This is a genomic window from Rhizorhabdus argentea (genome assembly GCF_037861105.1).
Lineage (GTDB): Bacteria > Pseudomonadota > Alphaproteobacteria > Sphingomonadales > Sphingomonadaceae > Rhizorhabdus > Rhizorhabdus argentea.
On sequence record NZ_JBANFK010000034.1, the window covers coordinates 1 to 25,449 of the forward strand.

Genomic DNA, 25,449 nt, shown 5'->3' on the forward strand with positions numbered 1-25,449 from the left:
TCGACGAGCGGCGCGGTTCCGAGGTTCCAGTGAAGCTGGGCGTCGACGTCAAGTCCCTGTTTGTCGAGGCCAAAGGCCGGAGTCGTGTTTAGCATCAATGATTCCCCCGGAGTAGCGGTGCGGAGCAGCCGCACAAAAAATATCGGCCATTCGCCGACGACGACACACGAATGCTCGTTTGTTAGCCTTTCTATTACTTGCGGCGCAGCCGATGTAAATGCTCGATGCCGCGGTTAACGAATTATCCGCGATGATGCTACTTAGCCGACGTTAGATGGCGCTGACGATATGCCTATTCAGGCTATCGCCACGGCTGGCGATTGGACAGAATGGAACATGATGTCCTTGCGAAAACATAAAAGCGAACCGATGCGGTGAATGTCTGAACATGCAACTATCTAAAGTGTTCGGGTGATCATCTCTGGGCTTGCCCTTGCCTGCCGGGCGCACACCTTTTTGCGAAGCTCGTCATCCCCGATTCAGTCATTGCGCGGATCACGGCGTGGCTGACGAACTCGTGGCCACGACCATTTATGTGGCTGTTCACGGCGTAGAATATGTCGGCGCTTGGCGTGTTCTTCGGTATTTCCAACGTGCTGTCGACGAACGCCACGCCATAGCTGTGCGCTATCCGCTCGAGCAGCTTGGGAAAGACTCGAGGATCGAACTGGGCATTGGGCCGACGCGACGAAGCCAAGACCGCTTGTGCCCGCTGCGGCACGAAGACGACCAGCACCGGAACTGATCGGGCTCTGGCGACCGCTGCGACCTGGGCTATTGCATGATCGAACGCTTCGACGCTTTTGCGCCATTTCGGAGGCATCGGCACCCGCATGAAATCAGCGCCATGAGCCAGGCCAAGATAGAGCGGAAGGTAGGAGGCATCATCGCGCAGCAGATAATAGGACTCCATGTAGAGCAAGCTGGAACCCGAAATGCGCTCACGCACTCGGGCCAGCAGGCTACGTTTGAGGCCGGGAGCCGCTCCAATATCAGCAAGGGCGCCCGAGGGATCGAAATCGAACGGGTCGATCGCGACCACCATCGCATCGGGCGAAAGCGTCATCGCCTCTTTCGCACTCAGCACCAACCGCTCGCCGATATTGCCATACGCACCCAGATTCTGGAATTCGACGGGTCGCCCGCATCGCACCGTTAGCGCCCTGGCCGAGCGCGCGGCCATCGTGTCGGCATAGGGGGTCAGGAAACCCGCCGCCGTCGAGCTGCCGACCACCGCAACCCGCAGCGATCCTGCTGGCTTTGCACCACAAGGCTCAGAGGAACGATAGCCGCAGGCGTTATATCTGTTCGTGACCCATGGCCCCTCCGCCGTCTTGGTTTGCGACACACAATTGGGCTTGCCATGGTTTACGACCGACGTAGTCGCCGTCTCGACGATGCAGGTATCGACCAAGACCGCAGGATGCTGCTGGCGCACGATGAGCTCGGCCGGCACCAGTAGCAGGATCGCCGTGGCCAGAGCGATGAGCGGCAGGAGCAGCAGATCGCGTCGGGGCAGCGTCCACCAGCGCCCATCAGACACGGTTGCCATCAGAATTCCTTGTAGACGATTTCGGGCGGTGCTGCGTTCATCACCCCTTGCACCAGCAGGATGAGGACAAACATCGCCGACAAGCAAGCGGTACGGAAGTAGCGCGAGTTGAGCACCGATGTCCCGTCGCGGATCGGCGTCTGCGCAATCTGGCGCAGGCGAATGAGCGTGCCCAGGACAATCGCCGCGACCATTGGCAGCAGCACCCAGCCGATGGCGATTCCAGAAGGTCCCACGGCGGTGGCAAAGCCTGACAGCCGGGGCCAATCCGACCAAAACCACAATAAGGTGAACGACACCCAGGCGAAGGTGACACCGCGTCCGACGAATAGGTAGACCGGCGATCCGCTGAGTTCGCCGAAGCGCTTGCGGCCCAGCCATTTCGTCGCCGTGATGCGGTAAGCCTGGTTAACCGCGACGCCGAGCCCATTGAGCAGTCCAAAGAACAGAAATTTGGTGGTGCGGCCATGCCATGCGCCAATCAGAAAAAACGTCACGAACAGCGCGAGCGCACCGACGTAGGGCAGCAGTTTCGGACTTTTGACCCGGCGCATCATCGTCATCGTCAGCGGGCTATAGACGTAGGTCTTCAGCCAATTCGACAGTGAAATATGCCACCGATTCCAATAATCTATGAAGCTGGCCGCCGTGAAGGGGCGATCGAAATTCTCGGGCAACTCGATGCGCAGGAAGCGCGCAATGCCGATGACGAAGTCGGTATAGCCTGAGAAGTTGAAGTAGAGATAGATTGGATAAAGCGCAGCGAGTCCCATGCCAAGGCCGATCCGCTGCCCCCAGGAGGCGTCGCCGACCAGCTCATACGCCAATTTGCGCTGCACGATTCCGACTAGGACCGCCAACACGAGAATCTTGAACAGTCCGGTGACGATCCGTTCGAGCGCCCGCCCGATGTCCGTTGCCTTGAGCGGAAGCGGCGTCTCGATGGCGGTACGCCGATAATCCTCATAACGCTGGATCGGCCCCGAGGACAACGCCGTGAAGTTCAGGGTGAAGTTCAGATAATCGAATAGATTCATCGGCGGCACATTCTCGGGATAACGTGCGTCGATCACCACGTGCAGCACACGGAAGAACACATAGGAAAGCCCGACGATCAGATAAGGCGACGTGACGAATATGTGGGAAGGCAGAAAAGTATATTGCTTCAACCAGAAGAAGGCGAACAGCACAACCAGGATCGATGCCACATATGGTCCGCTCGGTATGCCGCGGCGGACGAGCTGGACAAGGCCGAACCCGGCCGCCAGAAAAGCGGCGTAAGGAATCAGTTCGGCGGGGTGACCGACAAAGCTGGCTAGAAAGAGCAGGTTGGCCAGCAGTAGCACTGCTTGCCGCCAGATCAGTGCGCGGTGAAGGTTGAAGAGCGTGGCCACGACAGCGGCGAACAGAAGAAAGTTCGTAGAGGGGACGTTCATCTGTCAGTTTCCCAGCGGCATGGGCGATGGGCTGGAAGTCACGCGCACAAAGGGTGCCTCCACCTCGAGCGCGGTAGACAGCTGCCAGTGCACCGTGCCATCTTCCCGCTCGACCGCCACAAATCCGAGTGCGGCATAATGGTCTTTAACCAGCGCGTTGCGAGGCGTTGGCAGATATTCGCCGATCAATAGGTCTATCCCGCGAAGCCGCGCCTCCTCGACGAGATGGCGAAGCACCATGCGCTCGACACCGCGCCCCAGCACTCGACAGCTCATCAGCCATGTGTCGATCATCCATCTGCGAAGACCCGCCAAACGGCAAATGACCACACTGATCATGCCGTTGTCACCGAAGCGGTCTTTCAATCGCACCTGAAGCGTGAAGACCCCAGGATCCGCTTGGAGCCGCAGAACATCCGTCTCGCTGTAGCGTCGCGTTGTCAGGTTGAACTGGTTGGACTTGTTAATTAGCTGCGCGATCCGCGCCCGATTGGCATCGTCAAACGGTCGGAGATCAACCTCCATGTCGAGTGCCGCCAGGTAGTCGGCGACATTTCCAGCCTGCCGACCAAGCGCCGCGCGCGATGAGCTACCTTGATAATAATCGGCTCGGCTGCGGTCCTCGTCAGAGAAAGTCACCGCCTCAAAATAGCCCGCCGCGGCCAGCGTCCGGGCGTAGAGCGCCGGGTCGTCGGGCAGTTCGGGTACCGCGACCTGCGGCAGGAACCGTCGGACCAGCCCGCGTTCGACCGGATTATCGTCAAGGAATACGATCGAATCGAGACCCAGCGACAATTGGTCCGATATCGCCTTGATGTTGGTCGCCTTATCGTCCCAATTCGCCTGGAAGATGGCGATATGATGCTCGCGCAGCAGCATCTCGGGGTGGCTGCGGAAAACCTCTCTGGCAATTTCATCAGTATTCTTCGAAGATACAGCCAGCACAATGCCGCGCTCGCGCAGCGCCAATGCGAGCCGCTGAACGGCATGGAAAGCCTCGCCGGTGGCGTGGCCCTGACCGAGCACGATGCCGTCGATGCCGTCATCGCCAATGACCCCGCCCCACAATGTGTTGTCGAGGTCGAGCACCAGCACGCGCTTGCTCTTGCCGCGTAGGGCTCCGACCACACGGCACACATGTTCGGCATATAGAGGTACAAAATCGGCGCTAAACGGGAGCTTTGCCATGTTCCAATGGGTAGGCGAATGCCATTCGGCAAAGCCGACCGCCTCGGCCAGCCCCGCAATGTCGAGCAGCGAGATGCCTGCAGCCTGTGGTTCGGCGCATAGCGCACGGTTGAATGCCTCGATCGTGTGCAGCAACGTGCCAGGCATCGACCGATCGAGGCTGCCAAACAGCGGTTTGGGCGGCGCGGCTACGGTCTGGACAATGCAATGCGCGCCGCCATGCTCGCGCAGGCCCGCCACCATCTGCCGAATCATGCCAAGCGCCTCCTCAACGCTCTCTAGGGCAAGCCTCGGATCGCCTAGGGTGGCCTTGAGCGGTAGCCCGCGGTGATCGAGCGCGATAACTACGGCATCGCATTTCGCCCGGTTGATCGTCGAGTTCGGATCCAACGCCTCCTGCACTGCTTGCCCGAAGCCCGCGGTAACGCATTCAAGTGCGAAACCGTAGCGTGCACCAGTTGCCACCAGCGCGGGTACGATGAGGTCGAGCGTGCCGGTGCCGATCAGGGCCAGTCGGAACGGGACGAGCGGCGTCAGCGAACGACCATCTTTTCGCAACTGCGCAATCAGCGTTGCGAGACGTGCGAGTTGTGGTCCAGTCAGCCTCTGCGTCGCAATCGCCTTGATGGCATCACCACAATCGCCTTGGCTATCGATCACCTTCTGGCAAGACACGCGGAAATCCGACGCGGCCGGCAGCCAGAGTAAATCCCGCAAAATGGCCACGCTCATATATGAATGACCATAATAGTTTGGCGATGCGTCGCCTGATCATGCAACGGACTGTCCGATCTTGGCGTCGATGATCGAGACGAGATCGCCCAGCGTGGCAAGTGAAGCGACCTGCGCCGCAGATAATCTGATCCGAAACGCCGATTCTACTGCCAAAATTAGCTGAATATTCGAGAGGCTATCCCAGCCATCAACATCTACAGCCGTTGTTTCATCTGAAAGGGCAATATCCTCGTCATCGAAAATATCTCTAAATATCTCAGTAAGTTTTTCGTAGATGTATGGTTTACGCATTACTGATGCCCCCCAGGACCTCAAAGTGCACACGGCTACAAACCTCGGCTCCAGACTGCCACATCTCGCCGAGTAATGACAAGTTAATATAGAGATAGGGACTCAATTTTATCAAGTCCGAATCGATCCTTTTTGAACGTTACTTCTGCGAAGCGCCGTTTATAACCGCCTCGAACGGTGGCCTTTTCGCCCTGGCATGGATCGCCTCAGCGTCGTATGTTTCATACTTGACAGGCATGGTGCGAATGATGTCCCGCTGGAGCGATCGAGAGTAGGATGCGGTACGGGATAACCAATTTGCAACAGGACGGCGCTCCGATCGCCTCGCGGCGATCGGGCGCGGATGGATTCGGCCGACTTTGACGGCAACTTTATGTTGAATCATATTGCACCGCAGCGCAAGTAGGGCGTGGGCGCCAGGGAACATGCAATGTCTGACAGAAACGATGTTAGCGCAGAACCGCGTTTATCGCGGCTTGGTCTGGGCTGTGCGCGAATCGGCTCGTTCAACAATCCACAGTCGCTCAGCGAAAGCCGTGCCTTGGTAGCGCGCGCGATCGAGATGGGGGTAACGACGATCGACACGTCCAACATCTATGGCCAGGGGGATAGCGAACGGCAGATCGGTCTTGCCTTGCGCGGTCGGCGCGAGCTGGCGTTCCTGGTCACCAAGACCGGTAAAGACTTCTCCGGCAAGATGAAACTGATGCGCTTGCTCAAGCCGCTGCTCCGGCCGCTCCTGGCCGCGCGCAAGGGCGGCGCTGGCAATGCGCAGGCATCGGGGAGCGCGGTGACCGCACGGCGCGCGGCGGAGATGCGTGAGGACTGGCGGCCTGAGGCATTCAGACCCAGCCTCGAGGCGTCGCTCAAGCGGCTCGAAACCGATCGCGTTGATGGCCTTCTGCTACATAGCCCGCCGGCTGCCGTTGCGGCAGATCCCGCGGTCGGCGCCGCGCTCGCTGCCCTCAAGGCAGCTGGCAAGCTGCGGCATTTCGGAGTTTCTTGCGATGACAAGGCCTGCCTTGTGGCGGCGCTGACGATGCCAGGCCTCAGCCTGCTCCAACTGCCCTGGAATGTGATCGCTGACCTTGACGACGAGACCGCATGCGCGATCCGCGAGCGCGGCATATTGGTGCTCGCCCGCGAGGTAATCCGTTTGCAACCCGGGGTGACCGCCGTCGATGCCGTCCGCGGGTCCACCGATCACCCGTTGGTGACGAGCGCGCTCATTGGCACGACCTCCACTCAGCATCTCACTGCGCTCGCCGCAATGTTCGCGAAAGCAAAGATTTGAGATGATAATCGATCTCACCAAAGCGCCGCTACCAGCCCAGCTTGACGCCGACGTCGTGATCATCGGCGCGGGTGCAGCGGGCATCGTCCTAGCCCTGGAACTCTCCACGGCGGGGCTATCGATCGTCCTCGTGGAGGCCGGCAGCGAGACGTTCAGTGCCGCAAGCCAGGAGTATTATCGCGCAGAGTCTGTCGCTCCAGAAAGCCACGGGCCGGTGCATATGTTCCGTAGGCGCATATTGGGCGGCTCAACCTCCGTATGGGGCGGGCGCTGTATCCCGTTCGACCCCATCGATTTCGAGGACCGCCCATGGATTGCACACGGGCATTGGCCACTAAAATATCAAGATGTTGCGCCCTTTTACGAACGTGCCCTCGATTATGCTGACGCCGGGCCGCCAATATTCGACGCTGCAGGTGCGCTTCCCGGTGAACCTGGACCGATGGTCGCCGGCATAGATTCGCCGGATATCATACTCGACCGTATCGAGCGATTTAGCCTCCCCTTGCATTTTGGTGCGCGGTACCGCGGCAAGCTGCAAGCCGCACCAGGCATTCGCGTTCTGATTAATGCGCCGGTTGAGCAAATTCTGACGAATGTCGATGGTAATGCCGCTAAGGGTGTCCGGATCGTCGCACCCGGCGACAAGCGTGTGACCGTCAACGGCGCGCGCGTCATCGTCGCCGCCGGAGGGCTGGAAACGCCGCGCCTGCTGCTGGCTTCGACCGAAGCGCGCAGCTGTGGCCTTGGCAATGAGCGTGATCTGGTGGGTCGCTTCTACCAATGCCATCTGGAGGGAGAGATCGGTCAAGTCCGATTCGCCAAGCCGGCCGACACAGTGCGAATGGATTATCAGCGGTCGCCGGAGGGAATTTATTGCCGACGCTATATCTGGCTTTCGCCCGACACCCAACGTTCAAAAAAGCTGGCGGGTTTGGTACTACGGCCAAATCATGCCAACATCGTCGACCCGGGTCATCGCCATCCCGTGCTGTCGGCGATGTATCTCGTCAAAAGCCGCATCGTCCCGGAATATGCGCGTAAGCTGACGTCGCTCGAGGACCAAAAGCGGCTCGAGCGAGGAGAGTCGCCTGTTGCTTTCTGGGCCGCACATATGCGCAACATGGTGTTAGGCGGGCCCAAGCTGCTTGCCTTCTCGCTTGATTTTGCGCGCCGACGTACATTCGCACGGCGTAAACTGCCCTCAGTGGTTCTTCAGGATCCACGCGGATTGTACCCGCTCGACGTCAATGCAGAGCAGGAACCGAATCCGGATAGCCGCGTGACGCTTGGTCATGAGCGGGATGCGCATGGTATACCGCGCATCCGCGTAGATTGGCGCACGACCGAAGCAGACCATCACCGCCTGGTGGAAGGGCTGAAAACGTTGCATGCGGGCTTCGCCAAAAGCCGGACCGCTCAACTGGAGTTCTCGGATGCAGATTACGAGGTTGCGATGACGCGCAAAATCCCGGTCGGCGGTCACCACATAGGAACCGCGCGGATGGCTGACAGCGATGCTGAAGGAGTGTGTGACGCGAATGGCGAGTTATTCGGTACCAAAGGTGTTTATATCGCCGGCGCTGCCGCATTCAGTACGTCGAGTTTCGCCAACCCTACGTTGACATTGATTGCCCTGTCCCTGCGCCTCGCCAGGCACATCGCAGAGGCGTCCTCGCGCGAGCGTTCGGCTTTCCGCGGGTAATCGTAAACGACAACCTAGGCCACTCCGACTCTCAGTGCTATGGCACATCAGTTAGCTGTTGTTGATGGGAAGGTGGGCGATGAAAGATGCACCGATTGGCGGTTCGAGATGACCGAGCGACCGGACGGATATGATCGGCATTTTTTCATCAGGCTTCTGTATGGCGGTGAGAGCTCGGTTGTTTGCGCCACTATGGCGGAAAGCAGCGGGCGCCGAATTGAGCGCCAGATCGTGGCGATGGGCCAGCGCATAAAATGTTAAGCGCTCCAGGCGTTCAACTCTGATCGAGGAATGCACGCCTAATTCGCCTAAAGAAGGGGGCTCCCAATGGAACAAACGGGCAGCGTGATCAACGTACAGGTGCTCCGCGCGGTGGCTGCCTCTATGGTGGTTTTTTATCATGCCCGTTTGATGACACCGATTGGGGAGATTCTTTCCTTCGACTTTGGTAATGCTGGAGTGGATGTATTCTTCCTTATAAGCGGATTTATCATTGTGCACGTCAGCAGGCGTTCCGACATAGGTGCGCCCCGTCGTTTTCTTGCCAAGCGCGCTATTAGAATATTGCCATTGTACTGGCTTTTGACGCTGATGCTTTTTGCAATTTCTCAAGTGCATCCGGCGTTGTCCGGCTCTGGTGGTCAACCTGATTTGGTGATGCTCGCCAAATCTCTGACATTTGTTCCCTATTATAATGGTGGCGGTGAAATTCATCCTGTTCTTTTCATGGGTTGGACGCTGAATTTTGAGGTCTTTTTTTACATCGTATTCGCAGCCGCACTTCTTATCCGGTCCGAAATCACGCGCCTGCTTTCGGTAAGCGGGGCATTCGTCACCCTGACGTTGATTGGCTTCCTGCTCGTACCAAGCGACGCTATCGGCACGACATATACCAGCCCGCTGATGTTGGAATTTGTAATCGGCATGTGGATGAATGTGGTTTATCGCCGGTTGGGCACGCGGCAGATCAGTGGCCGTGCCACGGCGCTGCTACTGATGTTCGGGGCGGCCTCGCTCGCAGCGCTGGTCTACGGAGACTATGGATGGCCAGACGCCCCGCGCGAGGTCAAGTGGGGTGTGCCCGCCTGCGGAGTGGTCGCTTCGGCACTGCTGCTCGAAAAGGGGCAGCGAACGATCGGCTGGCGCTGGTTGATGTTACTCGGCGAGGCGAGCTACGCAATGTACCTTGTACACCCCTTCGTCATCAAGGGGGCCACGCTTTTCTATCGCCGGCTCGACGTGCAGGCGTTTCCGGTTCACTGCCTTGCATTGCTCGGGCTGTATGTCATCATCGCCGGAATAGGAATTGCGTTCCATCTCCTCGTCGAGAAGCCGACGGTCCGCTGGTTCCGCCAGCAGCTGGTGCCGCTTGCTTCGCATCCCGCGGTGACGGGCGCCGCGGCCGTGCCTGTTGCCTGACCTTGAACACCGGAGACGATCTTGCCCTCGCTTAAGAGCATCCGTATCGCCGCACGGGCGGCAGCATATCTACCGCCGCACGCGCTGATCGGGCACGTACGCCGTCGTTTACGGGACCGCATCGTGCCGTTACGCTCAAAAGCGTTCGTTGCGGCGCTCGACCGTGCGGCAGAAGCATTGCCATCGGTCCAGGTCATGCCGAGCGAAGCCGCGAGCCGCGCTGCCGAGACCGTCGCAATGTTTTTTGCAGCGAAACATATGAAGAACGTGCCCCAATGCTTCGACGGCACGTTCACGTTCCTGAACCGCACGCATGCTTTCGGCGGCGCTGATCGGGTCAACTGGTATGTCGACATGGATGATGGAAGATATCAGCTATGGCGCGCCAATCTGTCCTTCATGGGATATCTCTGTACGGCAATGGATGCCGATCCTGCACGAGGCCTCGCGTTGGCGGCCCGGCTCTGCGAAAGCTTTCTGACCGTCTCCACCTTCAGCCGGCCAAGCGATTTTGGAGATCTGTGGAACAGCTATCCTGTCTCACAAAGGATATTGGCGCTTAGCGCATCATTGATCCGCTTGCCGGCCCCGCTGGCAGACAGCCCTGATCGAATGATCGTCGATCGGTTCCTGCGCCGCAATGTCGCGTACCTGCTGCAAAATCTCGAGACTGAATTGGGCTTCAACCATCTTGAGCGCAATCTGTCGGCGCTGGCTCTATATGCGCTCGCTGCTCGGAACACGCCCGTTGCCGTTGGCCAAGCTATCCTGGCCCACTTCGATCATGTGGTTGGGGATACGATCGGCAACGATGGCGTGCAACTGGAGCGCTCCCCAATGTACCAAGCTCTTGTCGTACAGAGCCAGCGCGTGCTGCGAGAGATCGATATCTTCACGCCAGAGCAACGCTCCCTGCTCGACCGCCGTCTTGCATCGGTCGAATGGGCTCTCGCGGCGATGACGCTGGGTGATGGGATGCCCGCGATGTTCAACGACGGCTGGTTTGGTGAGACGCCGGCGACAGCGGCTATCTTGCCCGGCAGCGCATCGCCTGGCTTTGTGGTGCTCCCCGATGCCGGATATGTACGTTTTGCAGACGGTGGCGCGGTCGCATTATTTGATGCAGGGCCGATCGGCCCGAACGCCAATCCAGGCCACGGCCATCCCGACTTCCTCAGCATAGAGCTGACCATCGGGGCAGAGCGGCTGCTGGTCGATCCGGGCACCAGCAACTATTCTGCGGGCCAGGAACGCGCGCGAGACCGAAGCTGGGATCAGCACAATGGACCCGCAATCACCGGCGGTGCGCCGGTCGAGTATCTTGGCTCGTTCAAGGTGGGTCGCCGCGCCGCCGCAAAGCTCGAGATGGCCGAGCAAGTGGACGGCGTTCAGCGCGCAGCCGGCTCGCTCCACTTTGCTGGCGTGAAAGTTTCACGCAAGGTGACCCTGTCGGGTGCCATGCTGACCCTTCGCGACCGCTGGGAGCGCGGCGAAGGTGAACGCCTCACCCGCTTCCTGGTGCCCAGTGAATGGAGGGTGAGTGCTAGCGAGGATGACTCTGTGACGCTCACCCGCGCAGGATCGAGCGTCCGGATCACTGTTGCGGATGCGTCGCTGACCTTTGGCGCGAGCAGTTGGACATGCCGTTATAATGAGCATTTTCCAGCTCATGAAATCGTGGTGCGACCCCGTGCGGACCAGGCGACAACCACAATCCGCTGGGGCTGAACCGACGTTCCATTTGGGCGGTGTTCCTTGCCGATCGATCTCACGCTTCGGCGCCACCATTCACGATTGCTCGCTGGTCCTCACGATCCCATTTTTGGGATTGGCAAGGCGAAAGTGCGGGCGGACCGTCTCGGGCGTGCCGCTGTCGCAAGCCATGATCCACCTTTCCATGGCCAGCAACCTGCTCGGACAGCGCGCTCGTCTGGAGAGATAAGGACACCGTACCGGTGTACTTCGTGTCTTGGCGTGGCTCCCGGCCGCAGCAGCAAAGCCCAGCGATATTCGAGGCAAGGACGCGGCGCTCACGGAGCGACTGAGACCGGCTGAGCAGCTCCCTATCCTTTTCGGTGCCCGCCCGCTGTACGCCAACGCCTCACCAGAGCAGCTCATTACCAACATCTCGACCCAGGTCGAATGGCGCGAGGGCAATCGAGACAGAACCACCTACACCGCCATTCGCACCTGTGAGGCCAAAGCCGATATCGCCTGCAGACGGGCCGTGATGATCCTTGGACGGATCCCTAACGATGTAACTTGTCGACTGTTGTTCCGAACAACCGCTCGATGAGGTGCGGACGATAACTCCTGCGGAAATTGGGAGTGGCATCCTTCACTTCAGGCAGGGGTGCGAGCGGGGCAAAGCTGGTGGTCGGTACGGTTGCGATACCCATCGGACCTGCACGCTGGATCAGCAGCGTCAACTCGTTGACGTGCATCAGAAAGTCGGGAGAAAGTGGCTGAGGCCGGCTATCCTGGATTGCGCGGATCATTTCAGCGATACCGACCATCTTGTCCTGTGCGTATATCTCGCGACGCCGGAGCCAGCCCACGAACCTCTGCTTGAGTGACCGCCGCCCGCCGCGCTCTGCCTCGACGGCGTGGCTTTTCCATTGACGAAGCAGTTTAAGCTGACGGCCGCCCACGCCAAAGCGCCGGCCGAGCCAAGGCTGCGCGCGAACGCTCTGCAGCTTGCGCGCGCTGAGGCTGACGGTCGAGAAACGCTCGAGAAACACCGGCGCCTGATAATGGCGATAGCTATCCCCGGTCAGTTCACCCTCCTCGCCGATGATCCGCATCCGATGATCACGCGGTGCAACGAAGCTGCATGTCACACGTGCCGCGACGCCGCTCGCAAAATTTAGGCAGGCGACCGAATAATCGGGGGTGTCGGCAGGATCAAGCGGTAGATGGGTCTTGTGATCCACAAGCGATTTCGAAAAGGCGGTAACGGAAGTGGCCGGGCCGAACATCGCGCAAATCCACACCAGGTGATAGCCGACATGCTCGAATGTGCAGCCTTCTTGCAATTCCTCCACTAGCGGCCAAGGCGCGCCGGTCGGACTGCGAACATTCTCAGTGTTCATCAGATGGACGGGGTTGTCGTCGAGCTCAGCATAGACGAGTACTGGCTTGCCGATCGCGCCATCGCGCACAGCCTTCCACATGGTGCTAACGGAGTCGCTGAACACGTTGCAGGGTGCCCCGGTAAAAACCACACCTCGTTCCGCCGCAAGTGCGAAAAGCTCGCGCAATTCGGCGACGTCTGTGGTCAGTGGCTTTTCCGAATAGACGTGCTTTGCAGCCTGGAGCGCCTGCTTCGTTACACCATAGTGGGCGCCGATGTTGGTGAGATTGACGACGATATCGACTCGCGGGTCCGCGAGCAGGGTTTCGTAGTCGGGATAGACGTGGAAGCTATAATGCTTGCCGACAATATCGGCGCGTGCCGAATTGATGTCATAAATACCACAGACCTCAATTTCCGGATGCGCCCAAAGCGTCCGCATGTAGATGTCGAACACGAACCCACAGCCTACAAACGCAATTTTCATGGTCATTGCCTCGTTATTCGCTCTGCAAGGAACGTACGTTTGTTAATAACTCAGCATTGCGGCGGCGCAATGTGTTAGTGGCAGATCAGCGCTTGGCCGCCAGCAGGGTGAGATCACCGCCTAGCTCTATATTGACCAAAGGACGATTGGCGAGCACGCCGGCACCGTCTGGTAGGCGATCCGGAAAGCGCCGATTATAGAACTCGAACCATGCCACATCTTGCGTGTTATACCTACCATTGCTGTTGACGAAGGCCTGCTGGGGAGCTCCCGAAAGGGAACTTATCAAGCTCGGTGAGCTGATGGAGCTAATCGCAAAGGCCACCAGCCTGTGCAGCGCCCCATCGTTATATGATGACAGATCCGTGCCGTTCGCTGCGGCGATCTCGATTGTCATAACTAGCGGTGCCGCCGCATAGAGGTGATAGTGCCGCGCCATCGCCGCTCGACGGAGCTCGAGTGGCAGCGCGCCAACACTGTCGACCTGATCGAGGCCAATCCGGGCTGACGCAAGCGCCCACTGGGCAAGAGACTGGTCTCCGGTATTCATCGCGACAGCCATGGCCGCCAATCCTGCCCAATAGCGATGATTGTTGCGTGCTGTGGCATTCGTGATCTGGTCAGTGTGCACGCGTAGGTCGGCAGCCATTTCCGCGAACCAGCGCTCGATCATTGGTTTCGGGTCATCCTCCTTGAAGGTTATGTTGCGCACCATTGCATAATCGATTGCCCAACCTGAGAGCTGAACGCTCCGCCTGAACTGCGCATTATGATCGGGCATCTGCGTCATCGCCCGCGCCTTGGCCCAAAAGCTCAGCCACCGCAGGGCGCAGGTGCCGCTGCGCCGGTCTGCACCTCCGCTACGGACATACTTGATGGCGAAGTCCGACACACCTGCGCTGAAGGCGGTCAACGGCCGCATTGCAGTATTGCGGATACCGGCACGCACAGGGTCTATATGAGAGTAGCTGGCGTCACCTGGCACATAGGCAATTGGAAGATCGAGCCGGACGACTGGACTCGGCGGCTGTGAGCAGATCGCTGCAGGGTCTGCCAGACCGGCAGGCGGTGTATAAAATGGCGTATGGAACCGGCCCGCGCGCAGCCCACTGGTTGGGAAAGCTCCAGCGAGTACGGCGGCCAACAAGAAACCCACGCGGCCCATCATCCTAAAGCGGCTTCAGATCCCGAGTATGAAGCTGAGGGGGGCTTTGGCTTCCTTACTATGAGCAGTGCCGCGAGCATCACATTGTAGAACGAATTTATCGGCACCAGAAAAGAGCCGTTTAAAAACACATATTGCATGAGCGCCATCCATGAAATCACAAAAGGAACTCCGCGCCCGAACATGCAAAACAACAGAAACGTCCAAAACAAAGCGTAGACTATTACCCCATATTCCACCAGAACCTTGGACACGGGTGTCCACATCATGTTCAGATATTGAGGCATCTGGCCCGCCCCTATACCGATGAGGGCATCCCGTGTATCGCCTCGTAAGACTTCGGCGACGCGTTCCGCCTGAACTGTGAACCGCTGATTTCCGCTAGATCCTTCTTGGCTGAATTCCTGCGATCGCATTATGATATTGTCAACGAGGCCGATCTGGATCGCAGTAATGCCTGCGATTGGAGCTGCGATGAGGATAAGCGGGAGCAGCTTTAGCCGGAAGTAGAATAAAACCACAGGTATAGATAGCAGTACCAACGTCATACCCGTACCGCCGAACGAGCAGACCTGTCCGAGGGCTAGGGCGCCGAGAAAGCGGATGCGCTGGAACAGGCAGATTTCGATAATCAAGCCAAAAGCTATGAACTGCGATACATATGATGTCTCAAGGAAGAAAAATCCGTTCGGCTTCAGATATCGTGCGCCCCATTCAAGTGGCTGGATATAAACATAGTTAAAAAATATAAAAGATTTTGGGATGAAGTACTCTATGCTTGGCATGCCTAAGTGAGCAAATTGACACGCCCAATCCATAAAGACCATGATACAGGCGCAAACCGCAACTATCTGAAAATTCATCAAATATCGCGTAAATGTTTCCTGCCTAATCGGAACAACATAGATATACGTAGAATATATTAATATCACATACACTAATGATGGTAGCGAAAAGTCTTCTTTCGCCTGAAGAATGTGAACTAGGACCGCCGCGCTAGAGAACGTCAAGAACAGCGCCAGTTTGCCCAGGCTCAGCTTTATGCGGCCACCAAGCAGCAATGCCAGGATCATGCCATATTGTATCAGCAGCGTAATTTGCAGCGCAATCTTGCCCGGGACGATCGGTATGGCCACCTTCTGGGTCACAACGGCCACGACTAATGTTGCTGTGATTGTGCGTAGCACAAAGCGCTCTGATTTATCCTCCGCAGAAATTGTCGGCGGTTGAGCAGGCGTCGTCCGAGATAGCACGGTTGGGTTAGAAAGGACGCGTTCGGCAGGTGGAACCAAACTAACCATCAAAATTCATCCTTAAGGGCGACGCGCGGTTGACTGGGCGTTTTTGCCAACTCGCGACCAGCTATACGTGGTATTACCCACGTCTCGAAAAACTGCAGCATTGGCTTTTCAAGCCTACGGTGAATCACGATACCGACAGTTGCAATCATCAGAACTGTCGCCAAAATGAAGGCGATGATAAAGGGCGTGGTCTGGGGCAGTTTGCGACTCACGGTTGCTATTAGCTGAATCACCAAGTTATGGGTAAGATATATAACAAACGATGCGTTGCCAATCTCTAGCAATCCGCGCCGGATCCCGCGGAATCCTTCGCTATCTTTAAACCTTAAATTAAGCGTACCAATCAAGATAGCGAAGCTCGCCAAGCCGAATCCAACACACCGGCCGAGGCCAAATGGGCCCTTCGCTACGACCGAAACCTCGCGTTCGTGCCCCATCAGGGGCGTTATCACTGCGCTCGTGCCGATAAAGCCGATGATGCCGATCATTATCAGCACCCACCCACCACGAATCTCCCAACTGGTATTTATCTGATAGCAAATGACACCGAGGGCGAATTCGAAACTGTAGAGAGAGAGAAGCTTCCAGTCCCAGAAAAGCTCCGCACGAGGATCGACGAAGACTCTCAGCACGACGGCAGCCGCAAAAATGGCCAGGAGTGCCGGGACCAAAAAGCGCTTTCCCCCAAGTAGCAGAAGCAGAGCGACGAGCGCATAAAATTGAAATTCGTGCTGCAGCGTCCAGCCCACGCCTAGCAAGGGACGCTCTGGGGTGGGAAGAAGAAGATAGGAATCTAGCAAGAACCGTCCGAACGAGTTTGCGCGAATTGCGATATGCGCCGGACTCAGGAGACTCATTATCAGAATTACCGTAGTGACTAACCAGTACAGCGGGAGTATCCGGAACATGCGCTTTAGGGCAAAGACGCGTACATCGACGAAATCTGAGCGCACGACATAGGCAATGATGAAACCGCTGATAAGGAAAAATAGATCAACGCCGGCATATCCGAAATATAGTGGCCCCGGTATGGCCCATCGAGCTGCATGCGGTTCTCGGAATAGCACCGTCAAGTGATAGAACGCTACCATAAGCACAGCGACCGCGCGCAGGTATTGTATAGAGTCCAAACGACCCACTGGGGCGCTCGTTCGTCTGGCGATCCACGGCCTCGACCTTATCGCCGGCAAGGTCACAGTATCGCTCATCTCAAACCGGTGCGGGCTAGTTCGAATATATCAACGATGTCCCCTCGATAATGGAAATGCGTGTCCATTAAATCGATGCAGCGCTGTTTGACGGGAGCGTAGCGCTCGCGGACAGCGGATAGAAAATCGATAATTGCGGGTATTTCGGCTGGTGTCGTCCAGCCTATCCCCGTTTGTTCAACATAAGCGCCGGTTTGCGATCCGCTCTCCGCGAGATGCGGTACGCCAAAATACCCGCCTTCATACAGACGGTTGGGCAGGAGCCATTGCCCACTGACACCATGTTTCGAGAGATCAAAGTCCCAGTTGAGATCTATATCCCGATAAACGTCATACAACCCTGTCGGGAACCAATATTCTCCGGTGTAGTGGATATTCGGCAACCCCTTGAACTGGGCCACGAAGCGTTCGGATGAGCAATAGGTGGCCTTTCCGGAGATCCGGATGGTCAGCCAAGGAAGCGCGCGGGCAACTGCACACAGCATCTCGGCCGATCGGGCGCATCGCAAAGCTCCAACCCAGCCGAGAACAAAGCTGTTGTCCTTCGGGCCTCGGCGCGCCCGATCGGTGGCGCGCCATGCCGCATGAATCTCGGGATCATCTGGCAAAATGTCTAGATCGACCTTGTTCTCAAGGAAAAGACTCGGTCCGCTATAGCCAAGATAGGGACGAAAATAATCCTCGAGAAAGCCCGGTGAGCTGACCACCAGGAGGGCGCAGCGCGCGAGCATCCGCCGCTCCGCCAATCGCATCGCCCACGCCTGGGACGATTGCTTCAGCAGCACGCTGCGCACATCGAAGACGTCATAGACGATGGGTGCCTTGAACACCCCTACGCTCCGCGCAAGCTGTGCCAGCGCCAGCAGATCAAGATTTCGAGCGATTACGAGGTCTGCGTCCTGCAGCCGTGCCTTGTTCGCAACGATCTTACGAAACGCGCCGATCATGACGAGCATTCGCTCCGCATAATGGCCGTCCTTCAGCAACCCCAGATCGATATTGTCCCACTCGGGCACATAGTCGCTGTTGTAGCGGGTCCGGCGGAATGTGAGGCCCACGAGCTGCGTCACCTCATCAATTTGCCGCATGCGCCGGCGGACTGAGGTGTGTGCCGCGTCGAACCCGAAGTACAAAACCTTGCGTGGCATTGGGGGGGATTCCGTCCGGATGTCGGAATTGAGGCCGATCACGAAGAGACCTTCTCGCCTACGGCTTCCGAGGATGCGGTGGGTCGACCTGCCTCGACGTCGGCGCGGAGCCATCGACGTTCCGCCACCCACTCACCGAGGCGCAGGCCCGAAAGATTGACAACATGTGTGGAGAGCAGCGCCAAGCACGATCCCATCAAGCCGTATTTGCTTCCTACGGCGAGAGACGCGATTGCGAACGTTGCTGCGACGAGCCGAGTGACGAGCAGGAGTTTGCTTGCGCGCAGAACGATCAACTTGGTTTCCGATGGCTGATTCATGCAAATCATGAAGAATGCAAGCGCGAGAACCCTGATTTCGTTGACCTGGTTGGCATACACATCTCCGAATGCCAGGTGCATTACCGGACCGGTGAACAGGATGATGGCGCCGAGATAGAGGCCCGTGATAAGGGCGAGCAACCGCCGGGTGCGGCCGATGGATCGGCGTAGCCCCGGAATGCCCCCAGACGCGAGCGAGCGCGCAGCACGCGGTTTGTCGAGCGAGTCGACCGCAGTTACCATGCTGATCGCCGGGTTGGTAAGTGTGCGTGCCGCAGTAAAGGCGGCAACGGCAGGAGCGCCGCCAAAAATGCCCACGATCACCGCAACCGAGCTGTTGTAGACCGCATATGGAAAGTTGGTCAGTGCTTGCCAGAAGGCAAAATGGCGGTTCGCCCACCACACCCGCAGACCGGCACCGAACACCGGTCGTCCTGGTGGTGCAGCGATCGTCGCAATCATGGCACCGCCGAGCCCAGCCCCAACCCACGCCATAGCCCCGCTTGCCGGCGTCGCATTGCTACGGGTGTCGAGAAACGCGATCCCCAGGTTGAGCACCAAATACGCCAACGAAGCGACCGCGGCGGTGACCGGGAGCCGCCGTTGGTAGAGAATGCGGCGTCCAAACTCGAACAGGATCAAGGCGGGCGTGACGATGATGCTGAGCGAAAGGGCATCGCGAAACCAAGCCCTTTCAGGGCCCGGCGCGATCAGCATCGTCACGAGGGTCGCCAGTGCGAGCAGGCACGCTATTGCAGCCACAGAAAGCAGATTGAACCACCACCACCGTCCCTCAGCGCTGGCGGCCGCGCGCTCATCGCTGGAGGCGTCGAGGATGAATGGCAGCACCACTGCGGACCGATGCATGCCAATTACGAAATAATGGATGCCCAGCATCATCCCGATTGTCGCAAAATCGCGGTGGGTCAGGCTGCGGGCGAGGATGACATTGACGAGAACATTGGCAACGCCCTGAATGCCCTGTTCGATGAACGAAGCTAAACGGTTTTGCAGCGCGACGAGGCGCGACCCCAATGGCAGACGGCGTAACAGGCGTTCCAGGCAAGCGTCGATACTGACCATGGACCACCCCTGTCGTCGAGCTCAGCTCGGAGAACCGCGAATATGTGCCGCTGTTAGCAGGTGCACCATAGGTTCGACAAGGTGTGATCCCCTGATTACCGCTGGCCCAGGAGCGTAGTGTGAGCCCAGCCGTAAATCAGTATACCGCAGCGCGGGCCAGTTCGGAAGCCTCCATTGTGGACGGTCCGAACGCCCAATGGCTTGCATCAGACATCGCATAGCCATGCACCTCGATCGTTTCTGTACCTCCTGCGTAATGTATCGTCAGCTGCTCGCCGGAAACCGTCGCAAAAGCGCCCTGCCCATAGCCTTCAAATACCAGTCGATCGGAACTCTCGAAGTCCATTATGCGGTCACCAGCAGCTTCGCCGGCGTGGAATATAAAAACGTCGTTGCCCCAACCGCCGTAGAGCGTGTCTTTTCCCGCTCCGCCGTTTATCACGTCGTTTCCGTCGGAGCCATTCAAGATGTTGCTGCCGTCGTTGCCAACGATATTGTTATCGGCCTTGTTACCAGTGCCGTTGAGGTTGGCGCTGCCCGTCAAGGCCAGGTTTTCGACATTGGTGGGCAACTGGAAGCTAATGGAGCTTACCACTGTATCGATACCGCCGGCTGTGGTGGTCCACTCGACCACGGTGTCACCCGAATTATCGACGATGAAAATATCATTTCCGTTTCCGCCGGTCATAGAGTCGGAACCGCTGCCACCGTTGAGAATGTCGTTCCCCGCCCCCCCGTCCAAAACATCGTTGCCGCCGGCGCCACGGAGTGTGTCGTTGCCGGCTCCTCCCGTGAGGTGATTTACCGTGTCGTTTCCGACCACAAGATTATCGAGATTGTTCCCGGTGCCCTTGTCCGCAGTTCCCGTCAGCACCAGCGTATGCGCCTTCGCGTTCAGGCTATAGTCGGAGCTTGAATGCACTTCGTCGGGATTCGTAGGCGCTGCGCTGGCGGTCGTGGTCGTGGTCGTGGAAAGCGCGGCAGGCGCGGCGACCGGCTGCGCGACAGGTTGCGACGCCATTGTGTTGGCGGTGCTATAGGCGTGAACATAGTCGACCTTCAGCGAATCGGATGCAAAGCTTGCGTCTGCATTCCCAGCCCAGTCACCGCCGACAGCGAGGTCGATGAGCAGATACATAGGCGAGTGCATGTCGGATGGGGTCGCGATCTGCCCAACGGCTTGGCCATCCACATACCAGGTGATCGTTTCCGCGCTCCAATTCATGCCATAGGTGTGGAATCCTGCCGTGAGGCCGGACACAGCCGTTGCGAACGCATCCTGCATTGCAGTGCCGGTCGATCCGCTATGGACCGTCTGATATACCCGGTCCTCGCCGTTTACATTCTCGAAGACATCGAGTTCAGCAGGCTTGGTCCCGTTGGTCGGCAGAAGCCAGAATGCCGGCCACATGCCCTGCCCGGTGGGCAGGTCGGCGCGGATTTCGAAGTAACCGTATTGCTGCGAGAATGTCTTCTCCGTCGTCAGCAAACCGGAGGTATATTGATAGCCCCACAAAGCAGATTGCACTGAAGAATCGGCCTTGGCAGCCGTGATGCTCAGGACGCCGTTGTTCACCGAAAACGGATTGATGTTCAGCGGCTTGGTGCCGGTGCCAGCGAGGGACGGATCGACGTAGATTTGCTGTTCGTGGTTTTGCTGCAGCGTACGGCTGGTGTAGCCGTTGGTGGTGCTGTCCTGCGTCCCGGAAGCAAAATTCGTCTTCCAAGTGCCGGTGCCGGCCTTGGAGTCATACAAGCTCAGGCCGTTAAACTCGTCCGAGAAAGTAAGCTTCATCTTTGACATGTCGATGCCGGTCAGGAAGTCGTCTGCGGAGAAATCGGCGAGCTTGTGATTTGTAAAAAGAATCGAGTCGGTCGTCGATGTGCTGAGCAACACATCCGCGCCGACCTGAGTAAGATGCGATTGGATGCTGGCGAAATCAGTAAGGCTGTAGCCTTTCAGCTGAACGAAATCATGCGCCGTTCCAGCACCGCTTCCTGTTGAGAAGCCAACGATCACGTCGCGGCCATCACCCGCCGCGAAGGCAAAGCGTTGACCAGCCGCGCCGGAGTTAACTAGAACGTCGTTACCAGTTCCACCATAAGCGACATCACGCGTGCCGGTAACAACAACTAGATTATCCAGAGAATTTCCGCTGACGGTAATATCTTTCCCAGCCGCAGTGATGTTTTCAACATTTGTGGGAAGGCTGTAATTTACATAGGCCTTTACGGTATCGATACCAGAGCCCGCGGTTTCAATGACGGAGGTGCTTTGGCTAGTGACATAATATACGTCGTCACCTTTGCCTCCGCTGAGCCGGGCGCCGCCAGAAGCTACGTCAAAAAGGGTCTCATTTGCGGCCGTCCCCGTGACATTTAGCGACGCGCTCGTGGCGTTGAAGGTGCCGGGCCCCCACTGACTCGCGTTTAGTGTGACCTTCGAGTAATTCAAATAAGACGCTACCATTACAAAACCCTCACTCATCCCGGACTGAGATGCAGATCTATGCACGCATAGTCGTCAATCAGGGGTGTATTGACGTAGTAACGCCAAGGTACTCGGATTTGGTGAATAACCTGTTAGCGGTTGTGTCTTCACACGTGATCGGCGACTCGTTTCCCGCCCGGTGGGGAGATGCTCACCGAAGGAGCAGTTGGCGGTTTCGATGGGAGAATGTGACTGTACCTGCCATTGGATACGCGTCGGCGGAAGTGGAACGTTACCGTAACCAGCCCAGGCGCCCGCTTAACAGGTCGAGCGGCCGATATATCGCGATGCGTGAGGTAGAGAAGCGTCCGTGCGGATTGTCGGCCGATGTTGCGATTGGGCCTTCCATCACAGCACGGACACTCGCTTGACATCCTTATGGAACGATATGGTCTGGCCAAGCCCAGGGAGCCCGTTTGCGCCGCCTTTGCCGCCGGCGGCCAAGGCATAGGGCACTTCCATCGCCACCTGAGTGCCGGCGAGGCAGCCCCTGTCGGCGGCTACCCTCGCCCGCCCGCGATAATGCCGGTCGCCACCTGGATCTCGTCACGCAGCGCCGACCGGCCGTATCGACCCGGGCGCGCGGAAGTGGTGCCGTTTCGGCGGCGGCGAGGCCAGCTATGTCGACCTTTTCGTGCACGCCCGGTTCGAACGGTGCCGCATCGAACCATCAGGATGCGCTTGTCGGTGATTGCGCAGCCCCCTGAGAGAAAAAATCTCGAGCTGGAATTACTCAACGGCCCTTTGTGTGAGAGCTTCAATCGCGTGCAGGAGATCTCTTCCTTTTTCTCGCCAGTCATATAGCGGGACAGCAGCTTGATAAGCACTGTTCTGCATCGAATTGAGCTGCTCAATGTCATCGATTGCATCTACTATAGCGCGTGCAAGCGCCTCGGCATCGGGCTTGATGATGAAGTGCTCGATGACCTCCGGAGCCTGTCCGTCAAGAGCCGGTCCCAGGGCCGCCACCGGCGTCCGCGTCAGCACATAGTCAAGAACCTTCAGTTTAAAGCCGCCACCAATCGTCTCCACCACAAGCCCAAGGCGGCAGGTATCAAGAAATCGGCCAAGATCGTCGACAAAGCCCAGGAACCTGCTCGCCACAAGCTGACCTTCGAAGCGCGCCTGAAACGCCTTGGGCGCACTGCCGACGATGCACAGCTCGATTCCGGCCTGTGCAAAGATGGCATCCGCGTCGGCCAGGAACGTTGCGAGGTTTATCTGCTTGGCCGTCCAGCTGTATGAGCCAACGATGGCGACGCGGCGAGGTGATGCTGCCGTCAGTTGACGCTCTGCCCGGCGCAAGCCGTCATAGCCCGGCGGCAAGACCAGAAAGGATCGCTTCGCGCCAATGCTCCTGAACAGGTCGCGGTCTTTCGATGTCAGCGTAACGATCAGCGCAGCGCTGGCGGCAAGCCGTCGCTCGGCCGCGGCGGTGCGGCGGGCGTTAAGGTGCAGGGCGAGCTTGCGCAGGGGATTGCCGCGATAGGATGCGGCGATGCTGTGAGACACCTCGGTTTCGAAATCATGAGCGATGTGTACGATTGCCGGGCGGCGGGCGGCAGGAATGCGCTGAATCAGCGGAAGCGACCACGCCATGCCATGCTGATCGACCACCACGGCGTCATAGTTGCTCGATGCCAGGCAGTCTTCGATCCGGCGAGCGAACGCGGGAATGCCAAAGCGGGCACCCACCACAGGCTCACTGCTCAACAGCGCCCGAAGCTGGCTGCGCGTATTTCCTGGGACAACTTCCCATTGCACCCTAGAGTCGAGCTCTTCCGAGCCAAGCGCAGGGGCCTCAGGATTGGCCAATCCTAGAAATGGACGTCCGCACCTGCCAGGGCGAGAGCCTCCACCAGGCGAGCGGTATAGATACGGTCGCCGGTTTCGAGGGGGACCGGGAGATGGCGACTGAGCCACAGGATCTTAGGCTTTCTGCTCATATGGACTTTCCAGGAATGCGACCCGTCCCTCTCTGATGGAGTACGGCACGGCAATGTCTGATCGGCATGGTCGCCGGTAGAGCATTTGGCCGGCTTGGCCATGCGAAGATCGTAGCGTTCAGTCAATAATCGCGTTCGATGTGTGGCCTTTCTCCTGCCTCGTCGCCCAACTGCCGGAGAGGCGGTCATAACGGCCAACACGTTAGTTCTGTCCATCTCGCCACAATGATATGCGGGCTCATTCGCCCACGCAGTAGAAGTTGGCGAGATCTGCCGGCATGGACTGGCTAACTAGGGATGCCGGTTGATATGATCGCCCGTTCACGGCCTTCCAGATAGAGCGCCGTAAGCACTCCGGTCCTGTAGGCGCCGGTGTCGATCCCGATCCGGTTTTCGAGTTGCTCGACTTCGGCTGAAATGCTGTGTCCGTGCACCACAACCGACCCTTCGAAACGCTCCGTGCTCTCCAGGAAGTCGCCTCTGATCCATAGCAAATCCTCGCGCGTTTGCTGCAAAATAGGGGTGCCCGGTCGCAGTCCTGCATGGCAGAATATATAATTGCCCGATCGCATCATCAGCGGTCGCGTCCGCATCCAGTCGATGGCAGGCTGCGTGATAGCCGAGCGCATCAAAGCCGCGGCGGCACGAGGATCCACAGCACCTAACATATCAGGAGTGATGCCGAAGCTTTGAAGTGTGGCATCTCCGCCAAGTCGCAACCACGCGCTCTGCGCACGCTCCATGCCGGCAAGCGCATCAAGCATCAAATCCTCGTGATTGCCCAACAAACAAACCAAAATGTCCGTACGGCGGCTTATCCCGAACAGCAACTTGAGTACGCGCGCGGAGTCGGGGCCGCGATCTACGAAGTCGCCGAGCACCATGATGCGCACCCTCTCGGCGCGCGGCAGGCTTAAGTGATGCGCCTTGATCTGAAGCAGCAAACGGCGGAGCAGATCATAACGGCCATGGATGTCACCGATCGCATAGATCCGCTCACCCTTGGCGGTCTGCACCCGCCGGTCCTGCTGAAAAAAGCGCCTTCGCTTAAATCTGAACGTGTTCTTTACCCCATCCCAGCTGTGGAGACCCGATTTAACAGATGTTGGGTTCGAGCCAAGTGCATGTTCAACAGCGAATGTCGTGGTGTCCGATGTGGCAGATGCTATCCGTCACCTTGCTGCCGCGCGCAGACAGATGCTCATGCCATGCAAGACTATTCCATCCGAACCATGGAGGGCAGCGCCGCCGCGATCATCCTTTCGTGCGCGGGGTGGTTCTTCGTGATCGGCGCTCGCCGACCACGAATGTAATCTCCGCTTCCAAGCAGCCACGCCAGCAAGCCGCTCTGGGATCACAGCGCACGCTATGGGAAGTCGCGACGCTACAACCGCCGTGGATCTGTGGCCGACCCACGGCGCCTCCTATACGGTGTCCCGTGTTCGGCTGGCCCGTTCTGCCCCTTAGCTCCGCCCGATCGACGTATAGGCGAAGCCCGCCGCCTGCATCTGGTCCGGGCGATAGATGTTGCGCAGATCGACGATCGTCGGGCTCTTGAGCAGCCGCTTCACCCGCTCCAGGTCGAGCGCGCGGAACTCGTTCCATTC

19 protein-coding genes and 1 pseudogene are annotated in these 25,449 nt (G+C 58.2%); 4 read left to right on the plus strand and 16 right to left on the minus strand.

All coding sequences use genetic code 11. The features are described from left to right. Nucleotides 1-415: 415 nt before the first annotated feature. The 4 genes from AAC645_RS19200 to AAC645_RS19215 are packed head-to-tail and all read right to left on the minus strand — an operon-like array spanning nt 416 to nt 5,202. Nucleotides 416-1,639, minus strand: a complete 1,224-nt coding sequence (locus AAC645_RS19200; RefSeq protein ID WP_340318189.1) for a hypothetical protein — start codon at nt 1,637-1,639, stop codon at nt 416-418. Beyond that, nucleotides 1,552-2,988, minus strand: a complete 1,437-nt coding sequence (locus AAC645_RS19205; RefSeq protein WP_340318190.1) for an MBOAT family O-acyltransferase — start codon at nt 2,986-2,988, stop codon at nt 1,552-1,554. Before AAC645_RS19205 ends, AAC645_RS19200 begins: the two co-directional genes overlap by 88 nt. Before the next feature lie 3 nt (nt 2,989-2,991). Further along, a complete protein-coding gene (locus tag AAC645_RS19210; RefSeq protein ID WP_340318191.1) occupies nt 2,992-4,908 on the minus strand; it encodes an HAD-IIIC family phosphatase in 1,917 nt (638 codons plus the stop codon). Between the two features lie 39 nt (nt 4,909-4,947). Then, nucleotides 4,948-5,202 (minus strand): acyl carrier protein, encoded by a 255-nt coding sequence (locus AAC645_RS19215; RefSeq protein WP_340318192.1) that lies wholly within the window; start codon nt 5,200-5,202, stop codon nt 4,948-4,950. Between the two features lie 430 nt (nt 5,203-5,632). Between AAC645_RS19215 and AAC645_RS19220 the strand changes: the two genes are divergently transcribed. Next, on the plus strand, nt 5,633-6,496 hold the full coding sequence (locus tag AAC645_RS19220; RefSeq protein WP_340318193.1) for an aldo/keto reductase: 864 nt from the start codon (nt 5,633-5,635) through the stop codon (nt 6,494-6,496). A 1-nt stretch (nt 6,497) separates the two neighbouring features. Further along, the gene (locus AAC645_RS19225; RefSeq protein WP_340318194.1) at nt 6,498-8,201 is read left to right on the plus strand and encodes a GMC family oxidoreductase; all 1,704 of its coding nucleotides are present in this window, start codon (nt 6,498-6,500) and stop codon (nt 8,199-8,201) included. 51 nt (nt 8,202-8,252) lie between these two features. On the opposite strand, the gene AAC645_RS19230 is transcribed toward AAC645_RS19225, so the two are convergent. Then, on the minus strand, nt 8,253-8,498 hold the full coding sequence (locus AAC645_RS19230; protein WP_340318195.1) for a hypothetical protein: 246 nt from the start codon (nt 8,496-8,498) through the stop codon (nt 8,253-8,255). Nucleotides 8,499-8,528: 30 nt separating this feature from the next. On the opposite strand from AAC645_RS19230, the gene AAC645_RS19235 reads away from it, so the two are divergent. Further along, complete coding sequence (locus tag AAC645_RS19235) at nt 8,529-9,620, plus strand: acyltransferase family protein (protein WP_340318196.1); 1,092 nt, start codon at nt 8,529-8,531, stop codon at nt 9,618-9,620. Between the two features lie 258 nt (nt 9,621-9,878). Next, entirely contained in the window at nt 9,879-11,348 is a 1,470-nt protein-coding gene (locus tag AAC645_RS19240; protein ID WP_340318197.1) for a heparinase II/III-family protein, read from the plus strand. A 521-nt stretch (nt 11,349-11,869) separates the two neighbouring features. Here AAC645_RS19240 and AAC645_RS19245 read toward each other — a convergent pair. The 11 genes and pseudogenes from AAC645_RS19245 to AAC645_RS19295 form a co-directional block, all read right to left on the minus strand. Beyond that, nucleotides 11,870-13,186: a Gfo/Idh/MocA family protein gene (locus AAC645_RS19245; protein WP_340318198.1), complete on the minus strand. Its 1,317-nt coding sequence runs from the start codon at nt 13,184-13,186 to the stop codon at nt 11,870-11,872. Nucleotides 13,187-13,265: 79 nt separating this feature from the next. Then, on the minus strand, nt 13,266-14,093 hold the full coding sequence (locus tag AAC645_RS19250) for an alginate lyase family protein (protein WP_340318199.1): 828 nt from the start codon (nt 14,091-14,093) through the stop codon (nt 13,266-13,268). Nucleotides 14,094-14,344: 251 nt separating this feature from the next. Then, nucleotides 14,345-15,646, minus strand: coding sequence for a hypothetical protein (locus tag AAC645_RS19255; protein ID WP_340318200.1), 1,302 nt, complete (start codon nt 15,644-15,646; stop codon nt 14,345-14,347). Beyond that, nucleotides 15,646-16,854, minus strand: a complete 1,209-nt coding sequence (locus AAC645_RS19260; RefSeq protein ID WP_340318201.1) for an acyltransferase family protein — start codon at nt 16,852-16,854, stop codon at nt 15,646-15,648. Before AAC645_RS19260 ends, AAC645_RS19255 begins: the two co-directional genes overlap by 1 nt. Beyond that, nucleotides 16,851-18,044: a glycosyltransferase family protein gene (locus AAC645_RS19265; protein ID WP_340318202.1), complete on the minus strand. Its 1,194-nt coding sequence runs from the start codon at nt 18,042-18,044 to the stop codon at nt 16,851-16,853. The genes AAC645_RS19260 and AAC645_RS19265 overlap by 4 nt, the downstream gene beginning before the upstream one ends. Further along, the gene (locus AAC645_RS19270; protein ID WP_340318203.1) at nt 18,041-19,405 is read right to left on the minus strand and encodes a lipopolysaccharide biosynthesis protein; all 1,365 of its coding nucleotides are present in this window, start codon (nt 19,403-19,405) and stop codon (nt 18,041-18,043) included. Before AAC645_RS19270 ends, AAC645_RS19265 begins: the two co-directional genes overlap by 4 nt. Nucleotides 19,406-19,541: 136 nt before the next feature. Next, nucleotides 19,542-21,893, minus strand: a complete 2,352-nt coding sequence (locus AAC645_RS19275) for a family 16 glycosylhydrolase (RefSeq protein ID WP_340318204.1) — start codon at nt 21,891-21,893, stop codon at nt 19,542-19,544. A 732-nt stretch (nt 21,894-22,625) separates the two neighbouring features. Next, the gene (locus AAC645_RS19280; RefSeq protein ID WP_340318205.1) at nt 22,626-23,609 is read right to left on the minus strand and encodes a glycosyltransferase; all 984 of its coding nucleotides are present in this window, start codon (nt 23,607-23,609) and stop codon (nt 22,626-22,628) included. 104 nt (nt 23,610-23,713) lie between these two features. Further along, a complete protein-coding gene (locus AAC645_RS19285) occupies nt 23,714-23,842 on the minus strand; it encodes a hypothetical protein (protein ID WP_340318206.1) in 129 nt (42 codons plus the stop codon). Nucleotides 23,843-24,129: 287 nt separating this feature from the next. Further along, a complete protein-coding gene (locus tag AAC645_RS19290; RefSeq protein WP_340318207.1) occupies nt 24,130-24,858 on the minus strand; it encodes a metallophosphoesterase in 729 nt (242 codons plus the stop codon). A gap of 447 nt (nt 24,859-25,305) precedes the next feature. Further along, a pseudogene (locus AAC645_RS19295) lies at nt 25,306-25,449 on the minus strand (UDP-glucose 6-dehydrogenase); the annotation flags it as partial.